The 15,920-nt window shown below is 68.3% G+C and carries 15 protein-coding genes; 13 read left to right on the top strand and 2 right to left on the bottom strand.

The features are described 5' to 3' along the window. Position 1: 1 nt before the first annotated feature. Positions 2-193 (bottom strand): 50S ribosomal protein L28, encoded by a 192-nt coding sequence (rpmB, locus tag ABLE94_RS02105; RefSeq protein ID WP_020792652.1) that lies wholly within the window; start codon positions 191-193, stop codon positions 2-4. A gap of 342 nt (positions 194-535) precedes the next feature. On the opposite strand from rpmB, the gene ABLE94_RS02110 reads away from it, so the two are divergent. The 4 genes from ABLE94_RS02110 to ABLE94_RS02125 are packed head-to-tail and all read left to right on the top strand — an operon-like array spanning position 536 to position 5,770. Continuing rightward, complete coding sequence (locus ABLE94_RS02110) at positions 536-2,167, top strand: DAK2 domain-containing protein (protein ID WP_348806739.1); 1,632 nt, start codon at positions 536-538, stop codon at positions 2,165-2,167. Further along, positions 2,167-4,422 (top strand): ATP-dependent DNA helicase RecG, encoded by a 2,256-nt coding sequence (gene recG, locus ABLE94_RS02115; protein ID WP_348807911.1) that lies wholly within the window; start codon positions 2,167-2,169, stop codon positions 4,420-4,422. Before ABLE94_RS02110 ends, recG begins: the two co-directional genes overlap by 1 nt. Positions 4,423-4,426: 4 nt before the next feature. Then, positions 4,427-5,131: an HNH endonuclease family protein gene (locus ABLE94_RS02120; protein WP_348806740.1), complete on the top strand. Its 705-nt coding sequence runs from the start codon at positions 4,427-4,429 to the stop codon at positions 5,129-5,131. A 57-nt stretch (positions 5,132-5,188) separates the two neighbouring features. Continuing rightward, complete coding sequence (locus ABLE94_RS02125) at positions 5,189-5,770, top strand: GNAT family N-acetyltransferase (protein WP_348806711.1); 582 nt, start codon at positions 5,189-5,191, stop codon at positions 5,768-5,770. A gap of 85 nt (positions 5,771-5,855) precedes the next feature. Here ABLE94_RS02125 and ABLE94_RS02130 read toward each other — a convergent pair whose 3' ends face one another. Continuing rightward, a complete protein-coding gene (locus tag ABLE94_RS02130; protein ID WP_348806712.1) occupies positions 5,856-6,548 on the bottom strand; it encodes a fasciclin domain-containing protein in 693 nt (230 codons plus the stop codon). Positions 6,549-6,721: 173 nt separating this feature from the next. Here ABLE94_RS02130 and ABLE94_RS02135 point away from each other — a divergent pair, with 173 nt between their 5' ends. From ABLE94_RS02135 to ABLE94_RS02175, 9 genes are all read left to right on the top strand, one after another. Further along, positions 6,722-8,341 carry a molybdopterin-dependent oxidoreductase gene (locus tag ABLE94_RS02135; protein ID WP_348807912.1) on the top strand — a complete coding sequence of 540 codons (1,620 nt, stop codon included), beginning with the start codon at positions 6,722-6,724 and terminating at the stop codon, positions 8,339-8,341. A 129-nt stretch (positions 8,342-8,470) separates the two neighbouring features. Further along, a complete protein-coding gene (locus ABLE94_RS02140) occupies positions 8,471-9,742 on the top strand; it encodes a glutamate-5-semialdehyde dehydrogenase (protein ID WP_348806714.1) in 1,272 nt (423 codons plus the stop codon). A gap of 14 nt (positions 9,743-9,756) precedes the next feature. Continuing rightward, a complete protein-coding gene (locus ABLE94_RS02145; RefSeq protein WP_348807913.1) occupies positions 9,757-10,668 on the top strand; it encodes an AAA family ATPase in 912 nt (303 codons plus the stop codon). Between the two features lie 22 nt (positions 10,669-10,690). After that, the gene (locus ABLE94_RS02150; protein ID WP_348807914.1) at positions 10,691-12,118 is read left to right on the top strand and encodes a vWA domain-containing protein; all 1,428 of its coding nucleotides are present in this window, start codon (positions 10,691-10,693) and stop codon (positions 12,116-12,118) included. Between the two features lie 49 nt (positions 12,119-12,167). Further along, the gene (gene nadD, locus ABLE94_RS02155; RefSeq protein WP_348807915.1) at positions 12,168-12,938 is read left to right on the top strand and encodes a nicotinate-nucleotide adenylyltransferase; all 771 of its coding nucleotides are present in this window, start codon (positions 12,168-12,170) and stop codon (positions 12,936-12,938) included. 67 nt (positions 12,939-13,005) lie between these two features. Continuing rightward, positions 13,006-13,482, top strand: coding sequence for a ribosome silencing factor (rsfS, locus tag ABLE94_RS02160; protein WP_348807916.1), 477 nt, complete (start codon positions 13,006-13,008; stop codon positions 13,480-13,482). Further along, on the top strand, positions 13,479-14,192 hold the full coding sequence (locus ABLE94_RS02165; RefSeq protein WP_348806719.1) for a histidine phosphatase family protein: 714 nt from the start codon (positions 13,479-13,481) through the stop codon (positions 14,190-14,192). The genes rsfS and ABLE94_RS02165 overlap by 4 nt, the downstream gene beginning before the upstream one ends. A gap of 5 nt (positions 14,193-14,197) precedes the next feature. Further along, the gene (gene octT, locus ABLE94_RS02170) at positions 14,198-14,947 is read left to right on the top strand and encodes a diglucosylglycerate octanoyltransferase (RefSeq protein WP_348806720.1); all 750 of its coding nucleotides are present in this window, start codon (positions 14,198-14,200) and stop codon (positions 14,945-14,947) included. A gap of 81 nt (positions 14,948-15,028) precedes the next feature. Then, positions 15,029-15,892 carry a DegV family protein gene (locus tag ABLE94_RS02175; RefSeq protein ID WP_348806721.1) on the top strand — a complete coding sequence of 288 codons (864 nt, stop codon included), beginning with the start codon at positions 15,029-15,031 and terminating at the stop codon, positions 15,890-15,892. The last annotated feature ends 28 nt before the right edge of the window (positions 15,893-15,920 follow it).

Raw genomic sequence — 15,920 nt, forward strand, 5'->3', positions numbered from 1 at the left:
ATCAGACGAGAGTGGTCTTTCCGGCCTTCAGGCAGGAGGTGCACACGTTCTTGCGCTTCCGGTTGCCCGGGGCGACCTCGACGCGGACCGACTGAATGTTCGGGTTCCAGCGACGGTTGGTGCGGCGGTGCGAGTGCGAAACGGACTTGCCGAAGCCCGGACCCTTGCCGCAGACGTCACAGACGGCAGCCATATCGAACTCCTCGAGGGTAAATGGATGATGTTCTCTTCTCGGCCCGCCGTCGGTATGGGAAGCGATCGGCGCGTCCCCGAGGGGCATCAACCGAAACGACCACCGCGACTCGCGGCAAGGCAACCCTGCAAGGATAGCGGGCATCGCATGTCCCGACCAAATCCTCACCCGTGACGCTCGGCGCCGGGGCCGCCACCGGGCGCCCGCAACCGCCACGTCGGAGTCCACGAGTAACCTCGACCACAGTTCTTCGGACGTGGCGGCGGGCGGCAGGTCCGCCTCATCCGCAGTGGGATCGAGGAGGTGGATGTGGCGGCGTTCGACGGCGGCCTGACGCACACGATGAGTCCGCAGTTGCTGCGTGACTGGGCGCAGGCCAGTGCCGACGGCCTCGAGGCGGTGCGCGGCGAGATCAACGACCTCAACGTGTTCCCCATCCCGGACTCCGACACCGGCAGCAACATGGCCTTCACCATGGCCGCGGCCGCCGCGGCCGTCGCCGATCTTCCCGCCGACGCCGACCTCGCGCTCGTCGCCCGTTCCCTCGCCGACGCCGCGGTCGCCGCGGCGCGGGGCAACTCCGGCATCATCCTGTCCCAGGTCCTCGTCGGCGTGGCCGACGCGGTGGAACTCGCCTCGCCCGGTGAGCTGAGCCTGTCGTATCTGGCGACGGCGGGTCTGCGGCTGGCCGGTCTGGCCGCCCGACGTGCGGTCAGCGATCCCCGCGAGGGCACCGTCCTGACCGTCATCCGGGTGGCGGCGGAGACCGCGAGCCGCCATGCCGACGACGCGCCCGCCGACCTCGTCCGTGCGGTCGCCGACGAGTGCGCCCTGGCCCTCGACGAGACCACCGCCCAGCTTCCCGAGTTGGCCTCGGCCGGGGTCGTCGACGCCGGTGCCCGCGGCTTCCTCGTCATCCTCGACGCGATGGTGCTGGTGGTCACCGGGGTGGCGGCACGCCGGCGGCGGTACCGCGGCTCCCTGATGGGTGGCGGCCTGCCCGGCCACCCGGATCAGGACACGTGCACCGGATCCTCGGAGATGGATTTCGAGGTGATGTACCTGCTCGACCGCGCGGCGAGCGAGTCCATCGGGGTGCTGCGCGCCGAACTCGACGAGATCGGTGACGCGGTGGTCATCGTCGGCGACAGTTCCGGCGGCGACGGGGAACGGTTCTCCGTACACGTGCACACCTGCGAACCGGGGCGCGCGGTGGAGGCCGGGCTCGCCGCCGGCGCGTGTTCGGAGATCCGGATCAGTTGTTTCGCGCTCGACGCCATCCGCTCCCAGGTCGACACCGCCGAACCGCCGCCGCGGCACAAGCGGGCCATCGTGACCATCGTCAAGGGCGAGGGCGCGGCGGCGTTGTTCGCCGACGCCGGCGCCGCGGTGATCCGCGCCGACGACGGCGTCACCGCCGAGGAGCTGACCGACGCCATCCGCGCCACCGACGCCGCACACGTGGTGGTGATGGCCAACGGGGCGATGACCAGCCAGGACCTGGTGTCGGTGGCCGCCGAGGTCCGATCGAGCCAGCGTTCGGTGGTGTCGTTGCCGACGTCGTCGATGGCGCAGTGCCTGGCGGCGCTGGCCGTCCACGACCCGAGCGAATCGGCCGACGCCGACGCCTACGCGATGGCCGAGGCCGCCGCGGGAGCCCGGTGGGGATCGCTGCGTCGCGCCGAGGTCAGGATGATGACGTTGGCCGGCACCTGTGACGTCGGGGATGTCCTGGGACTCATCGGTTCCGACGTGCTGGTGATCGCACCCGATCAGACCGGGGCGGCGACGGCCCTGATCGATCTGATGCTCGCCACCGGTGGCGAGCTGGTCACCGTCCTCGTCGGTGCCGACGTCGATCCGGGCGTCGTCGAGGCGCTCGATGCGCATCTCCGGCGTAACTTCGCCGGCGTCGAACTCGCCACCTACGACACCGGTCAATCCGATGACCTCATCCAGATCGGGATCGAATAGTGCTGGATCTGTCGGATCCGCTCGACGGCGTGTTCGGGCCCACGACGCTGGCCGGTCTCGCGTCCATCGGAGTGACCACCGTCGGCGCGCTGGTCCGGTACGCGCCGCGCCGGTGGGTGCGGCGCGGGCAGGTGTCCCAAGCGCAGGACATCGAAGCGGGAGAATGGCTCTCGATCGTCGGGGAGGTCGTCAGTTCCACCACGAAGCGGATGACGACCCGTCGCGGCAGCTTCCTGAAGGTGGTCGTGAAGGACGACCGGCAGGTGTACGAGGCCACGTTCTTCAACGCTCATCTCATCGGTCGCATCATGGTTCCCGGAACCCGGGTGATGCTCGCCGGAACCGTGAAATTCTTTCGCGGGCAAGCACAGTTGACACATCCGCAGTGGCTGTTGCTACCCACCGACGACGATCCCGACGGCAAGGTCAGGGGCTCGGCGATGCTGACCGAGTTGTGGGAATTCGAGCGGGATCGTCTCGGCGACGATGGCGGCGCACCCAACCCGGCGAAGATCTTCGAGCGGCCGATCATGCCGATGTACCCGTCCACCAGCAAGATCCAGAGCTGGGAGATCTGGACGGCGGTGCGGCAGGTGCTGGACATGCTGGGGCCGCTGCCGGAGGCCCTCGACGACGGCGAGCGGCGCCGGCGTGGCCTGATGACGACCGACGAGGCCATCCGCACGGTGCATCTGCCCGATCGCCAATCGGATATCGTCCCGGCGCAGGACCGACTCAAGTTCGACGAGGCCTTGGCGATCCAGCTGGTGCTCGCGCAGCGTCGGCTGGTGGGCCGCGACGCCGCGGCGCCGGCCTGCCCGCAGGTCGAAGGCGGTCTCGAAGACCGCCTGCGGCAACGGCTTCCGTTCACGCTGACCCGCGGTCAGGTGACGGTGTCCGACGAGATCGACATCGACATCGCGCGGACCGAACCGATGAACCGCCTGCTTCAGGGGGAGGTCGGATCGGGTAAGACGCTGGTGGCGCTGCTCGCGATGTTGCGGGTGATCGACTCCGGCCATCAGTGCGTGCTGATGGCACCCACCGAAGTTCTTGCCGCGCAGCATTTTCGGTCGATAACCACGATGCTCGGCGATCTCGGATACGGGGATCGCATCGACGCGGCGGAGGGTGCCACCGCCGTCGCCCTGATCACCGGGTCGATGAAGACCAAGGAGAAACGGCAGACGCTGCTCGATGTGGTGACCGGGAAGATCGGCATCATCATCGGCACCCACGCGCTCCTCGAGGAGAACGTCACCTACTTCGATCTCGGCCTGGTCATCGTCGACGAACAACATCGTTTCGGTGTCGAACAGCGGGACAGGTTGCGCGGGCGAGGTCGTGACGGCGCCGTGCCGCATCTGCTGGTGATGACCGCGACGCCGATTCCCCGGACCGTCGCGATGACCGCGTTCGGCGACCTCGACACCTCGGAGCTCGCCGAGTTACCGGCCGGCAGGCAACCGATCACCAGCACCGTGGTACCCGCGGACAAACCGGCATGGGTGGCACGCGCCTGGGAGCGGGTTGACGAGGAGGTCGCCGCCGGGCGGCAGGTGTACGTGGTGTGCTCGCGGATCGGTGACGACCCCGACGCGCCCGCGAAACCGAAGAAGAAGGCCGCGTCGGCCCCCGACGACGACACCATCTCGGTGGTCGAACAGTACGAGGAACTCCTCGCCGGACCGCTCGGTGCCCGCCGGATCGGGCTGCTGCACGGCCGGATGGCGTCGGAGGACAAGGCCGCCGTCATGGATGCGTTCTCGCGCGGCGAGATCGACATCCTGGTGTCGACGACGGTGATCGAGGTCGGTGTCGACGTCCCGAACGCGACGACGATGGTCATCATGGACGCCGAGCGGTTCGGCGTCAGCCAGCTACACCAACTCCGTGGCCGCGTCGGACGCGGGGGACTACCGGGGCTGTGCCTGTTGATGACCCGGATTCATCCCCAATCTCCGTCGATGCAACGGTTACAGGCCGTCGCCGCGACCAATGATGGATTCGAACTGGCCCGGATCGACCTGATGCACCGAAAGGAGGGTGATGTCCTCGGCTCGCTGCAGTCCGGCGCCAAGACGTCACTGCACTTCCTGTCGCTGCTCGAGGACGGCGACGTCCTCGCCGACGCACGGGCCCTCGCGCAGCAGGTGGTCGAGGAGGATCTCACGCTGCGCCACCACCGCGAGATGGCTGCGCTGGTCAGTTCGATCCTGGTGGCGGACAAGATCGACTACCTGGACAAGTCGTAGTGGGCTGAGCACCCCGCAGATCAGCTGGCCGATTCGGCGCTGGGCCGTTCTGATCGCGGTGGTGGGCACCGCGGTCGCGGTCGCGGTGACGGTGAACCTCGACCGACCACCCGCCGACGACGGACTCCGCGCGGCCGCCCAGCACGCGCTCACCGTCCTGGCCGGTGTGCCGATCCTCGCGCAGCGACCCTCCCGCGACGACTATCAACGCACCGCCTTCGGGGCCGCGTGGAGTGATGCGGTGTCGGTGACCGGCGGCGGTAACGGGTGCGACACACGAAACGACATCCTGGCGCGGGACCTGGCCGAGCAGACCACCGGCGCGGTGCGCAGCTGCCCGGCGGCGGTGCTCGCCGGTGAGTTCCGTAGCCCCTACACCGGCGACCACGTCACCTTCCGGCGTGACCGCGCCGCCGGCGCGGTGCAGATCGATCACATTGTCCCGCTGGCATATTCCTGGGACATGGGAGCGTGGTCATGGCCGGCGCGACGCCGCGCCGACTTCGCCAACGACCCGGCGAACCTGGTGGCGGTGGATGCCGCATCCAACCAGGACAAGAGCGATTCCGAACCCGCCCGCTGGATGCCGGAACTCTCGGGGTTCCGGTGCCGCTACTCGGTCCAGTTCGTCGAGGTGTCCGCCGGATACGGACTGTCGCTGGATGCGGGCTCGGTGCAGGTGCTGCATGATGCACTCGAGGACTGCTGAGAACCTGTCGGCGCAAAACGTCGTCGCCGACGGCGATGATCTGGTCCCATCGGGATCATGGGATGGAACCTCTCCATGGGATGGACCTTCCGCCGCCTGACCCGCGTCGACTTCGGCCTGCTCGGCGAATGGCTGGCCGATCCCGAGGTGGCGCGCTGGTGGTGCCACGACAGTGACCTCGCGGCGGTCGAACGCGACTTCGGTGCCGGTGTCGACGGTGACGAGCCCGGCGAGGACCTCGTCGCCGAGATCGACGGGCGGGCAGTGGGTCTCGTACAACGCAGTCGTGTCGGCGACTACCCCGAGGACGAGGCGCACTTCCGTCGGTTGCTTCCCGACCTTCCGGTGGGCGCCCGGACCCTCGACTATCTCGTCGGTGCACCGGCCGACCGCGGTCACGGCGTCGGAGCCGCGATGATCGATGCCGCGGCCCGCGACACCTTCGACAGATACCCGGACGCCCCATGCGTCGTCGTCGCGGTCGTGGCCGCGAATCGTCGATCATGGCGGGCCTGTGAGCGGGCCGGGTTCCGGATCGTCGCGACCGGAGACATCCCGCCGGACAACCCGATCGACGATCCGCGTCACCACGTCCTGCGGCGCGATCGCGGCGATCACGCCGAGCCGGATTCCTGTTGAGCAGGAATCCGATTGAGCCACAATCGAGTTGAAAGAAGCCGTGACCGGCGCGGCCACCTCGGTGCGCCGGCCACGACGGGCCTTGTCAGTTCGGGGGCATCAGCACGGTGTCGACCAGGTACACCGTGGCATTCGCGGTCTTCACCCCACCACACACGACCGAGGAGGAGTCGTTGACCTTGATGTCGTCACCCGACCCGGTGACGGTGACCTCCTGACCCTCCAGGGTCTTGTGGGTACCGTCGATCTCCGACGGCGGAACCTGGCCGGACACAACGTGATACGTCAGGATCTTGGTCAACATCGCCGAGTCCGTCTTGAGACTGTCGACCGTGGCGGCGGGCAGCTTGGCGAACGCGTCATCGGTCGGTGCGAAGACCGTGTACTGCCCGTTGTTGAGGGTGTCGACCAGGTTGACCTGTGGGTTCAGCTCGCCGGAGATGGCCTGTGTCAGGGTTTTCAGCATCGGATTGGCGGCTGCCGCGGTCGCCAGCGGGGCCGTCGCCATCCCGTCCACCGACGCCGGACCGGTGGGGTTGGCTTCAGCGTAAGCGGCACAACCACTTCCGACGAGATCCGCGGCGGGGGCGGCGCTGCTCATCGCCGAGCCCGACATCGGCATCGATGACATGGGCATCGACGACATCCCCGTCATCGACGACATGTCGCCGGTTGACGACGACGAATCGGAATCGCTGGAACAGCCGGTGATGAGTCCGGCGCCGAGCACGAGAGCGGCTGCGGCCATGGTGATCCGGGTGGATGATGTGAAACGCATGGGAGATTCCCGTCTGTGGACGTGAGGCCGGCCTGTTGGCCGGTCTCACACGGTGATTCGGGCGGCGGCGGCGGGCGGATGGGTCACCGACGAGAATCTCCCGACATCGACGCCCGGGTCGCCGGCCCGGCGCCCGACCCATCCGAGCCGTGTCGGCAGTCGAATGCCCGGGCATGACCCGACAAGTCGATGTGCACGGCACGCAGCACGACCGGCCGCCGGCCGGACAGGTGAGCCGGCCACGCGCCGCGGTGGCCGGTGTCCTGGCGGTGGGCGCGGGGCTGGCGGTCGGGGATCTGCTCGCGGCCCTGGTCGCGCCGCGGGCCGCACCGATCAGCGTGGTGGGGGCGCTGCTGGTCGACCACGCACCCGCGTTCGCCCGCGAGTGGGCCATCGACACGTTCGGGGTGCACGACAAGATCGCGCTGCTGATCGGTGTCGGTGCGGCCGTCGTCGTGCTGTCCGCCGTCGCCGGTCTGGTGTACCCCCGCGCTCCGGTCGTGGCGGTGGGGTTGGTGGGGGCCTTCACCGCGGTCGGAGTGACCGCCGGAGTACTGCGTCCCGCCGGCACCTGGCTTTATGTGCTGCCGCCGCTGATCTCGGGGGTGGTCTGTGCGGTGGTCCTGCTGCTGTTCGGCCGGTCGGCGATCCGGTCTGCGCGGGGTGCGGCCGGGCACGACACCGGTGATGACACCTGTGGCGGGCATCCGAGGATTGCCGCCGGATGGTCGCGGCGCCGATTCCTCGGCGTGGCGGTGGTACTGGCCGGGGCCATCGCGGCCACCGAGTATGCGGTGCGCGCGATCTCGGCTGCCGGTGGCGCGATGGCCGAACGGATGAGACTACGACTGCCCGGCGCAGCCGACCCGGCGCCGCCGATCGGAGACGGCGTCGACATCGGTGTGCCGGGCACCACCCCTTTCCTCACATCGGCCGCGGACTTCTACCGCATCGACACCGCGCTCGCGGTGCCGTCGCTGACCACCGACGAGTGGTCGCTGCGGATTCACGGCATGGTCGACGAGGAGGTGACACTGACGTGGGAGGACCTCACCGCACTACCGGCGATGGAGCGAATCGTGACCCTGACGTGTGTCTCCAACGAGGTCGGCGGAGACCTGGCGGGTAACGGTCGCTGGCTGGGGTACGCGATGCGGCCGCTGCTGGAGCGGGCCGGGATCCACCCGGACGCCGACATGCTGTTGTCGACGAGCGTGGACGGGTGGACGGGCGGCACCCCGCTGTCGGCGGTCCGTGACGGTCGTGACGCGATGCTGGCGATCGGACTCAACGGTGAGCCGTTGCCGTTGGAACACGGCTATCCGGTGCGGCAGGTGATTCCCGGCCTCTACGGCTATGTCTCGGCATGCAAGTGGGTGGTCGACTGGGAGATCACGCGCTTCGATCAGGCGCAGGCCTACTGGACGCGACGCGGGTGGGGCGTGCGGGCGCCGATCAAGACCGCCTCCCGCATCGACCGGCCGGCCCCGCTGGCGGTCCTGCCGCCCGGCCCGGTGGTTGTCGCCGGTACCGCGTGGGCACAGCATCGCGGGGTGCGTCGGGTCGAGGTCCGCGTCGACGGCGGACCGTGGCAGACGGCGACGCTCGCCCGCGAGTACTCCACCGACACGTGGCGGCAATGGTCCTGGGAGTGGGACGCCGCACCGGGACTGCACACCGTCGAATGCCGGGCCACCGACGCCACCGGTGCCACTCAACCGGAGGATCGGGTGCCGCCCATCCCCGACGGCGCCACCGGATGGCACAGCCGGGTCTTCCGGGTGCAGGACTGACCCGATCGCGTCGGTGTGGACACCGGAATGTGGGAGTCGGGGTCGTCGTTGGGTGAGGGGCACACCGCACGTAGTCTGGTGGTCGACATAGTCCGCGCCCGACCGTGCGAGATCCCCCGGGAGGAACCGATGAGCGCACCCGCCGTGAGCCCCGCCGACACCGACGTCGAGCAGGAGGTCACCGCGCTGGCCAAGGCCGCCAAGTCCGCGTCACGATCGCTGGGCCGGCTGACCACGATCGCCAAGAACGAGGCGTTGATCGCCGCTGCCGATGCGATCGAGGCGGCCACCGAGTCGATCGTCGCCGCCAACGCCGACGATCTCGAGCGCGGGCAGGAATCCGGTATGGAGGACAGTCTCCTGGACCGGCTGCGCCTGACGCCCGAACGCGTCGCGGGCATCGCCGGTGGACTGCGGCAGGTGGCGGCTCTACCGGATCCGATCGGTGAGGTGATCGCCGGCAAGACCCTTCCCAACGGGCTGCGGTTGCGTCAGGAACGCGTGCCGCTCGGTGTGGTCGGCATCGTCTACGAAGCGCGGCCCAACGTCACCGTCGACGCCTTCGGCATTGCCTTCAAATCCGGCAACGCGGTGCTGCTGCGCGGATCGTCGTCGGCGGCGTCGTCGAACGCCGAACTGGTGCGCATCCTGCGGGAGGTGTTGCGCGACAACGGGGTGACCCCGGATGCGGTGGCGTTGCTGCCCAGCGAGGATCGGTCCAGCGTCACCGCACTGATCCGCGCCCGCGGGCTCGTCGACGTGGTGATCCCGCGCGGCGGTGCGGGCCTGATCCAGGCGGTGGTGGCGGGTGCCACGGTGCCCACGATCGAGACCGGCACCGGCAACTGCCACGTATACGTTCACGCCCTCGCCGACGTCGACGTCGCGACACGCATCGTCCTCAACGCCAAGACGCGGCGGCCGAGTGTCTGCAATGCCGCCGAGACCGTGCTCATCGACAAGACGATCGCGGCCGAGGCGATGCCGAAGATCACCCAGGCCCTGCGGTCGCAGGGGGTGGTGATCCACGGCGACGAGTCGGACATGGAACCCGCCGACGACACCGACTGGGCGGAGGAGTACCTGTCCCTGGATATCGCGATGAAGGTCGTCGACGACATCGACGCCGCGATCAGTCACATCGACACCTACGGCACCGGACACACCGAGGCGATCATCACCACGGATCTGGCTGCGGCACAAGAGTTCACCGACCGGGTGGATGCGGCCGCAGTGATGGTCAACGCGTCGACCGCGTTCACCGATGGTGAGCAGTTCGGCTTCGGCGCCGAGATCGGTATCTCCACGCAGAAGCTGCATGCCCGTGGGCCGATGGGGCTGTCGGAGCTGACCTCCACCAAGTGGGTCGTGTGGGGCGACGGCCACATCCGGCCGGCGTGAGGGGAGTCGACGTCATGACTGCCACCGAATCGTCTGTGCAGCCGTCGTTTTCCGGCGTTCCCGATGTGGCCGCCCGGTTGCGCGACACCGGCTATCTCGCCGACGACGCGACGGCCACCGCCACCTTCCTGGCCGACCGGCTGGGCAAGCCGCTGCTGGTGGAGGGGCCGGCCGGCGTCGGCAAGACCGAACTCGCCCGCGCCATCGCGGCGGCGACCGACGCCGAGTTGGTGCGCCTGCAGTGCTACGAGGGTATCGACGAGGCCCGCGCGCTCTACGAGTGGAATCACGCCAAGCAGATCCTGCACATCCAGGCCACCGGCACCCGTGACTGGGCCGAGGCGAAGACCGACATCTTCTCCGAGGAGTTCCTGTTGCCGCGGCCGCTGCTGACCGCGATCTCGCGGCCGGGGGCGACGGTGCTGTTGATCGACGAGATCGACAAGGCCGACGTGGACATGGAAGGTCTGCTACTGGAGGTGCTGAGCGATTTCGCCGTCACGATCCCGGAGATGGGGACGGTGGTCGCGGCGCGACGTCCGGTGGTGTTGCTGACCTCCAATGCCACCCGTGAGTTGTCGGAGGCTCTCAAACGTCGCTGCCTGTATCTCTACATCGATTTCCCGGATGCCAAGCGGGAGAAGGAAATTCTGGCGTCCCGGGTGCCCGCGCTGTCGGATTCGCTGGCGGCGGAACTGGTGCGCGTCGTCGGCGTGCTGCGCACCCTCGACATCCGCAAGAAGCCGTCGGTGGCCGAGACCATCGATTGGGCGAACACGCTGCTGGCCCTCGGTGTCGGTGACGGCGTCGAGGGTGCCCCGTCCGGGCGGGGTCTGGACAGCGGACTGATCGCGCGGACCCTGGGCGTGGTGCTCAAGCATCGGCCGGATCTGACGACAGCGATCAAAGAACTCAAACTGGGGTGACACCTCGGGATCGGAGGCGGTGATGGGTGCCGAGGTGCAGACCGCGCCGTTCATCGCGCATCTGACGGGCTTCGTGGACGAGTTGCGTCGCCGCGGGATGGTGGTGGGTCCGTCGAATCTGATCGATGCGGCGCGCGCGGTGGAGGTGCTCGACCTGCTCGACCGCACCAGTCTGCGCGAGGGCCTGGCCGCCACCCTGCTCGACGATCATCTGCATCGTCCGGCCTTCGATCGGCTCTTCGATCTGTGGTTCCCCGCCGCACCCGGTGCGCGGACCGTCGTCGACGAGTTGCCGACCACCGAAGACGGTGAGGTCGACATCGCGGCCACGCGGGATGCGCTGGCGGCGTTGCTCGCCGATCCGGAGGCTGACTCCGACGGCCGTCTCGATGCGATGGTCGCCGAGATCGTCGAGCAGCTCGGGCGGTACGAATCGGTTCGGGGTCAAGCATATTCGGCGTATCAGGCATTGTCGTCCATCGATCCGCAGACCCTGATCGCGCGGATCGCGGCGGCCATGGCCGGTGGGGCCCCGGCCGATCTCGAGGTCGGTACCGAACCGATGTTCCGTCGCGCCGCGCGGGATCGGGCGGCTGCGGTGCGGGCCGCGATCGAGCGGGAGACGCAGCGTCGGATGGCCGGCCGCAATGGTCGTGAACGGGTCGGGCAGTATGCGGTTCCGTCGTTGCCGGAGAACATCACCTTCCTCACCGCGGGTGCCAGGGAGCAGGCGCAATTGCGTCGGACGATCGATCCGCTGGCGCGGTTGTTGGCGTCTCGTCTGGAGATCCGCCGTCGACGCGCCCATCGGGGTGCGGTGGATGTGCGGTCGACGTTGCGTGCGTCGATGTCGACCGGGGGAGTGCCGATCGACCTGCGGCACCGCAAACCGCGGCCTGGCAAGCCCGAGCTGATCGTGATCTGTGACGTGTCGGGGTCGGTGGCGGGATTCTCGCAGTTCACCCTCAATCTCGTGTACGCGCTGCGTCAGCAGTTCTCCAAGGTGCGGGTGTTCGCCTTCATCGACACCGTCGACGAGGTGACCGATCTCTTCGACCCGCGCAACGACGCCGATGTCGGCTTCGGCGGTGACGCGAAGGCGGCGATGCACCGGATGATCTCGACCGCCCGGTTGATCACCCGCGACGGCCACTCCGACTACGGGAACATGCTGCGCGGGTTCGTCGACGAGTACGCCGATTCGTTGACCCATCGTGGCGCGTTGCTGATCCTCGGTGATGCCCGCACCAACTTCGGGTTCGCGCGGGTGGAGTTGCTGGCACAGCTGGTGGAACGGGCCCGCCATGCGTACTGGCTCAACCCGGAGGAGGGGCGCGACTGGGGCACCGGCGACTCCGCCGCCGATGAGTATGCCGAGGTCATCGACATGTTCGAGTGCCGCAACGCCACGCAGTTGGCGAAGGTGATCGGCGAGTTGCTGCCGGTATGAGCGCCGTGATCGGCGGCTCGCGCCGCCCGACCGGCTAGACTGACCCTTCATGTCCTCCGACCGCCCGCAGGTGCGCCGTCGTATCGGTGTGATGGGTGGGACGTTTGATCCCATCCACAACGGTCACCTGGTGGCCGCCAGTGAGGTCGCGCACCGGTTCTCGCTGCATGAGGTGATCTTCGTGCCGACGGGGCGGCCGTGGCAGAAGGTGGCCGACGCCGGGAGCGGAGCGAGCGGGTCGAGTGTGGCCGACGCCGGGAGCGGAGCGAGCGGGGCCGATGGGTCTGATGGCGCTGCGACGGCGTCCGGCGAGGATGATCACAGCCGGTCGGTGAGTCCGGCCGAGGATCGGTATCTGATGACGGTGATCGCGACGGCGTCGAATCCGCGGTTCTCGGTGAGTCGGGTGGACATCGATCGGGAGGGTTTCACCTATACGGTCGACACGTTGCGTGATCTGCGGGCGATCCTGCCCGATGCCGAGTTGTACTTCATCACCGGTGCGGATGCGTTGGAGTCGATTCTGGGCTGGCAGAACTGGGAAGAATTGTTCGAGCTCGCGAATTTTGTGGGTGTGTCTCGCCCCGGATATGAGCTCAATGCCAGCCATCTGGCCCAGCATCTGCAGAAGTTGCCGCCGGATACCCTGCAGATGCTGGAGATCCCGGCCCTGGCCATCTCGTCGACGGAGTGCCGTGAGCGGGCGGCGCAGGGCCGCCCGGTGTGGTACCTGGTGCCCGATGGTGTGGTGCAATACATCGCGAAACGTCGGTTGTACCGTCCGCTCCGGAATAACTCGCCGAGGGTGTCGGCGCCGTGACGGAAGTATCGGTCGTCGGGTGTTCGGCGCCGACGGCAGTGGAGTGCAACGCAGTGAAAGGACTTGTGTGACTGCATCACCGGAGGCATTGGCGATGGCGCGGGTGGCCGCGTTGGCCGCCGAGGACAAACTCGGCCATGACGTGTCGGTCATCGATGTGTCCGAGCAGCTCGTCATCACCGATCTGTTCGTGATCGCATCCGCCGACAATGAGCGGCAGGTCAATGCGATCACCGATGAGGTCGAGGACAAGATGCGCGAGGCCGGATATCAACCGGTGCGCCGCGAGGGTACTCGCGAAGGTCGTTGGGCGCTTTTGGATTACATCGATGTGGTGGTCCACATCCAGCACAGCGACGAGCGTGCGTTCTATGCGCTCGAGGCGTTGTGGAAGGACTGTCCGACTGTCGAGATCGCCGCTGAGTCCGATACCGCCGAGTCCGATACCGAGGTGTCCGACCTCGAGGTGTCCGATACCGAGGTGTCCGACCTCGAGGTGTCCGATACCGAGGTGTCCGACCCCGAGATCGGTTCCGGACAGTGAGCGGCGATCCCGACCAGGGGGATACCTCGGTCGAACGACTCACGCCGGTGGTGCGTCGGTTGATTCTGTTGCGGCACGGCCAGACCGGGTACAACGCGACGAGCCGGATGCAGGGACAGTTGGACACTGATTTGTCCGAACTCGGTGTGCAGCAGGCGAAAACGGTCGCTTCGGCTCTGGCCGAGAAGAATCCGATCAGCATCCGGTCGTCGGATCTGCGTCGTGCCCGGGACACGGCGGAGGCGTTGGCGCGGGCGACGGGGCTGGAGGTGAGCACCGACGAGCGGTTGCGTGAAACCCATCTCGGTGACTGGCAGGGGATGACGCATCTGGAGGTCGATGCGGCGATGCCGGGTGCGCGTGCGGTGTGGCGTGACGATGCGACGTGGCGTCCGCCGGGTGGGGAGAGTCGCGTCGACGTGGCGGCCCGGTCGGTGCCGGTGGTGGCTGAACTGGTTGCGACAGCGCAGGATTGGGGTACGGGTGAGTCGGGCGAGGGTCCGGTGGTGCTGGTCGCCCACGGTGGGATCATCGCGGCGTTGACGGCGGCGTTGCTGGATCTGCCGGTGGCGCGGTGGCCGGTGCTCGGCGGCCTGGCCAACACGAGCTGGGTGCAGCTGTCGGGTCACGGTCCGGCGGGTGAACCGCCGAAGTGGCGTCTGGATGTCTGGAATGCCTCGGCCGAGGTGGCCGATTCGGCGATCCAGTGACGTCGGTGTCGACGGGGGACCGGCGGACGGGTCCGGTCGGGGAGTCCGGGCTGTTGGTGTTGTCGGATTCCTTGGCGTATTACGGTCCTGCCGGTGGGCTGCCCGCCGACGACGAGCGCATCTGGCCGTCGATCGTGGGGCGACGGCTCGGCTTGCGGACCCGCCTGTTCGGTCGGGTCGGCTGGACCAGTCGTGACATCTGGTGGGCTTTGACGCAGGACCCGAACATCTGGGCGGCGGTCCCGAGCGCCCGGGTGGCGATCTTGGCGGTGGGTGGCATGGACAGTCTGCCGTCGCCGCTGCCGACGGCGCTGCGGGAGCAGATTCGCTATGTGCGCCCGGCGCGCTTGCGGCAGGTGGTGCGTGACGGCTATCAGTGGGTGCAACCGCGGGCCTCCCGCGTGGGGTGGCCGATGGCGTTGCCGCCGCGTGTCACCGTCGAGTACCTCGAGAAGGCGCGTGCGGCACTGTCTCATCTGCGGCCCGATCTGCCCATCGTCGTGTGTCTGCCGTCGACGCATCGCAGCCCGTACTACGGCCACGTGCATTCGGGGCGCATCCCGACGACCGCGGCGATGCGACGGTGGGCTCGTGAGCATGACCTGCCGATCGTCGATCTCCATCCGATCACCCGTGATGCCTTCGCCGATCCGGCGGCCGAGATGAATCCGGACGGCATCCACTGGGGCTTCGACTGCCATCGTCAGATCGCCGACGCCGTCGCCGCGGTCGCGGAGACCGCACTCCGCCGATGAGGCGGGTGCGTCATGTCCGGGGGTGCCGCGGTGATCTGCACCGTCGACAGCGGGTGTGGATGCACCGGCTAACGTAGACGGGTGCCTGTCGTTGTCGTCACAGATTCCTCGTCGCGGATCCCGCAAGCGGTGGCCGATCACTACCGGATCTCGGTGGTGCCGTTGCATTTGGCGCTCGACGGCGACGATTTCCGGGAGGGCGTCGACGACATCCCCGACGACCTGATCACCCGTGCCGGGGTGACCACCTCGGGTGCCAATCCGCGGGAGTTGACCGAGGTATTCGGCCGGGCGGTGGACGCCGGCGCAGGTGACGGTGTGGTGGCGGTGATGATGTCGCGGCGCTTGTCCGGCACCTGGAGTGCGGCGCGGTTGGCGGCCGAGGAGTATCCCGGGCAGATCCGGGTGGTGGACTCGCGTGCGGTGGGGCTGGGACTGGGGTTCGCGGCCATCGGGGCCGCTCAGGGGGCCGCGGCCGGTGACGATCGCGACCGGGTGTATGAGGCCGCGATCCGGCAGGCGTCGGTGACGGAGTCGATGATCTGTGTGCAGAATCTCGACAATCTGCGCAACAGCGGACGGATCAGCGCGGCCAGCAAACTGCTGGGATCGGCCCTGTCGATCAAACCGATCCTGGCGATCGACGACGGCTTGCTGGTCCTGCGGGAGAGGCAGCGTACCTTCTCGAAGGCGATGTCGCGGATGGTCGACGCCGCCGTCGAGTTCGCCGACGGCCGCCCGATGACCCTCGGTATCCAGCACTGTCAGGCCCCCGACCTCGCGGCCGAGGTCGCCGAGACGCTGCGCGGTCGACTCCGCGGGGTGACATCTCAGCTGACCGTCGATCTGGGACCGATCCTCGGCAGCCACATCGGGCCGGGCGCGGTCGGGGTGGTGCTGACCAGCCATCTCGACCCGATCGTGGGCGCCGACGACCTGTCCTGACACCGACGGCACCGCGTTGCGCGACGAG

The sequence above is a fragment of the Gordonia sp. VNK1 genome, assembly GCF_040049135.1.
GTDB lineage: Bacteria > Actinomycetota > Actinomycetes > Mycobacteriales > Mycobacteriaceae > Gordonia > Gordonia oleivorans.

Bases quoted from the DNA above. Each gene is read 5' to 3' on its own strand.
- ABLE94_RS02130 (WP_348806712.1), bottom strand. From the start codon at position 6,548: ATGCGTTTCACATCATCCACCCGGATCACCATGGCCGCAGCCGCTCTC.
- ABLE94_RS02110 (WP_348806739.1), top strand. From the start codon at position 536: ATGAGTCCGCAGTTGCTGCGTGACTGGGCGCAGGCCAGTGCCGACGGC.
- ABLE94_RS02135 (WP_348807912.1), top strand. From the start codon at position 6,722: ATGACCCGACAAGTCGATGTGCACGGCACGCAGCACGACCGGCCGCCG.
- ABLE94_RS02125 (WP_348806711.1), top strand. From the start codon at position 5,189: ATGGGATGGAACCTCTCCATGGGATGGACCTTCCGCCGCCTGACCCGC.
- ABLE94_RS02140 (WP_348806714.1), top strand. From the start codon at position 8,471: ATGAGCGCACCCGCCGTGAGCCCCGCCGACACCGACGTCGAGCAGGAG.
- ABLE94_RS02145 (WP_348807913.1), top strand. From the start codon at position 9,757: ATGACTGCCACCGAATCGTCTGTGCAGCCGTCGTTTTCCGGCGTTCCC.
- ABLE94_RS02150 (WP_348807914.1), top strand. From the start codon at position 10,691: ATGGGTGCCGAGGTGCAGACCGCGCCGTTCATCGCGCATCTGACGGGC.
- nadD (WP_348807915.1), top strand. From the start codon at position 12,168: ATGTCCTCCGACCGCCCGCAGGTGCGCCGTCGTATCGGTGTGATGGGT.
- rpmB (WP_020792652.1), bottom strand. From the start codon at position 193: ATGGCTGCCGTCTGTGACGTCTGCGGCAAGGGTCCGGGCTTCGGCAAG.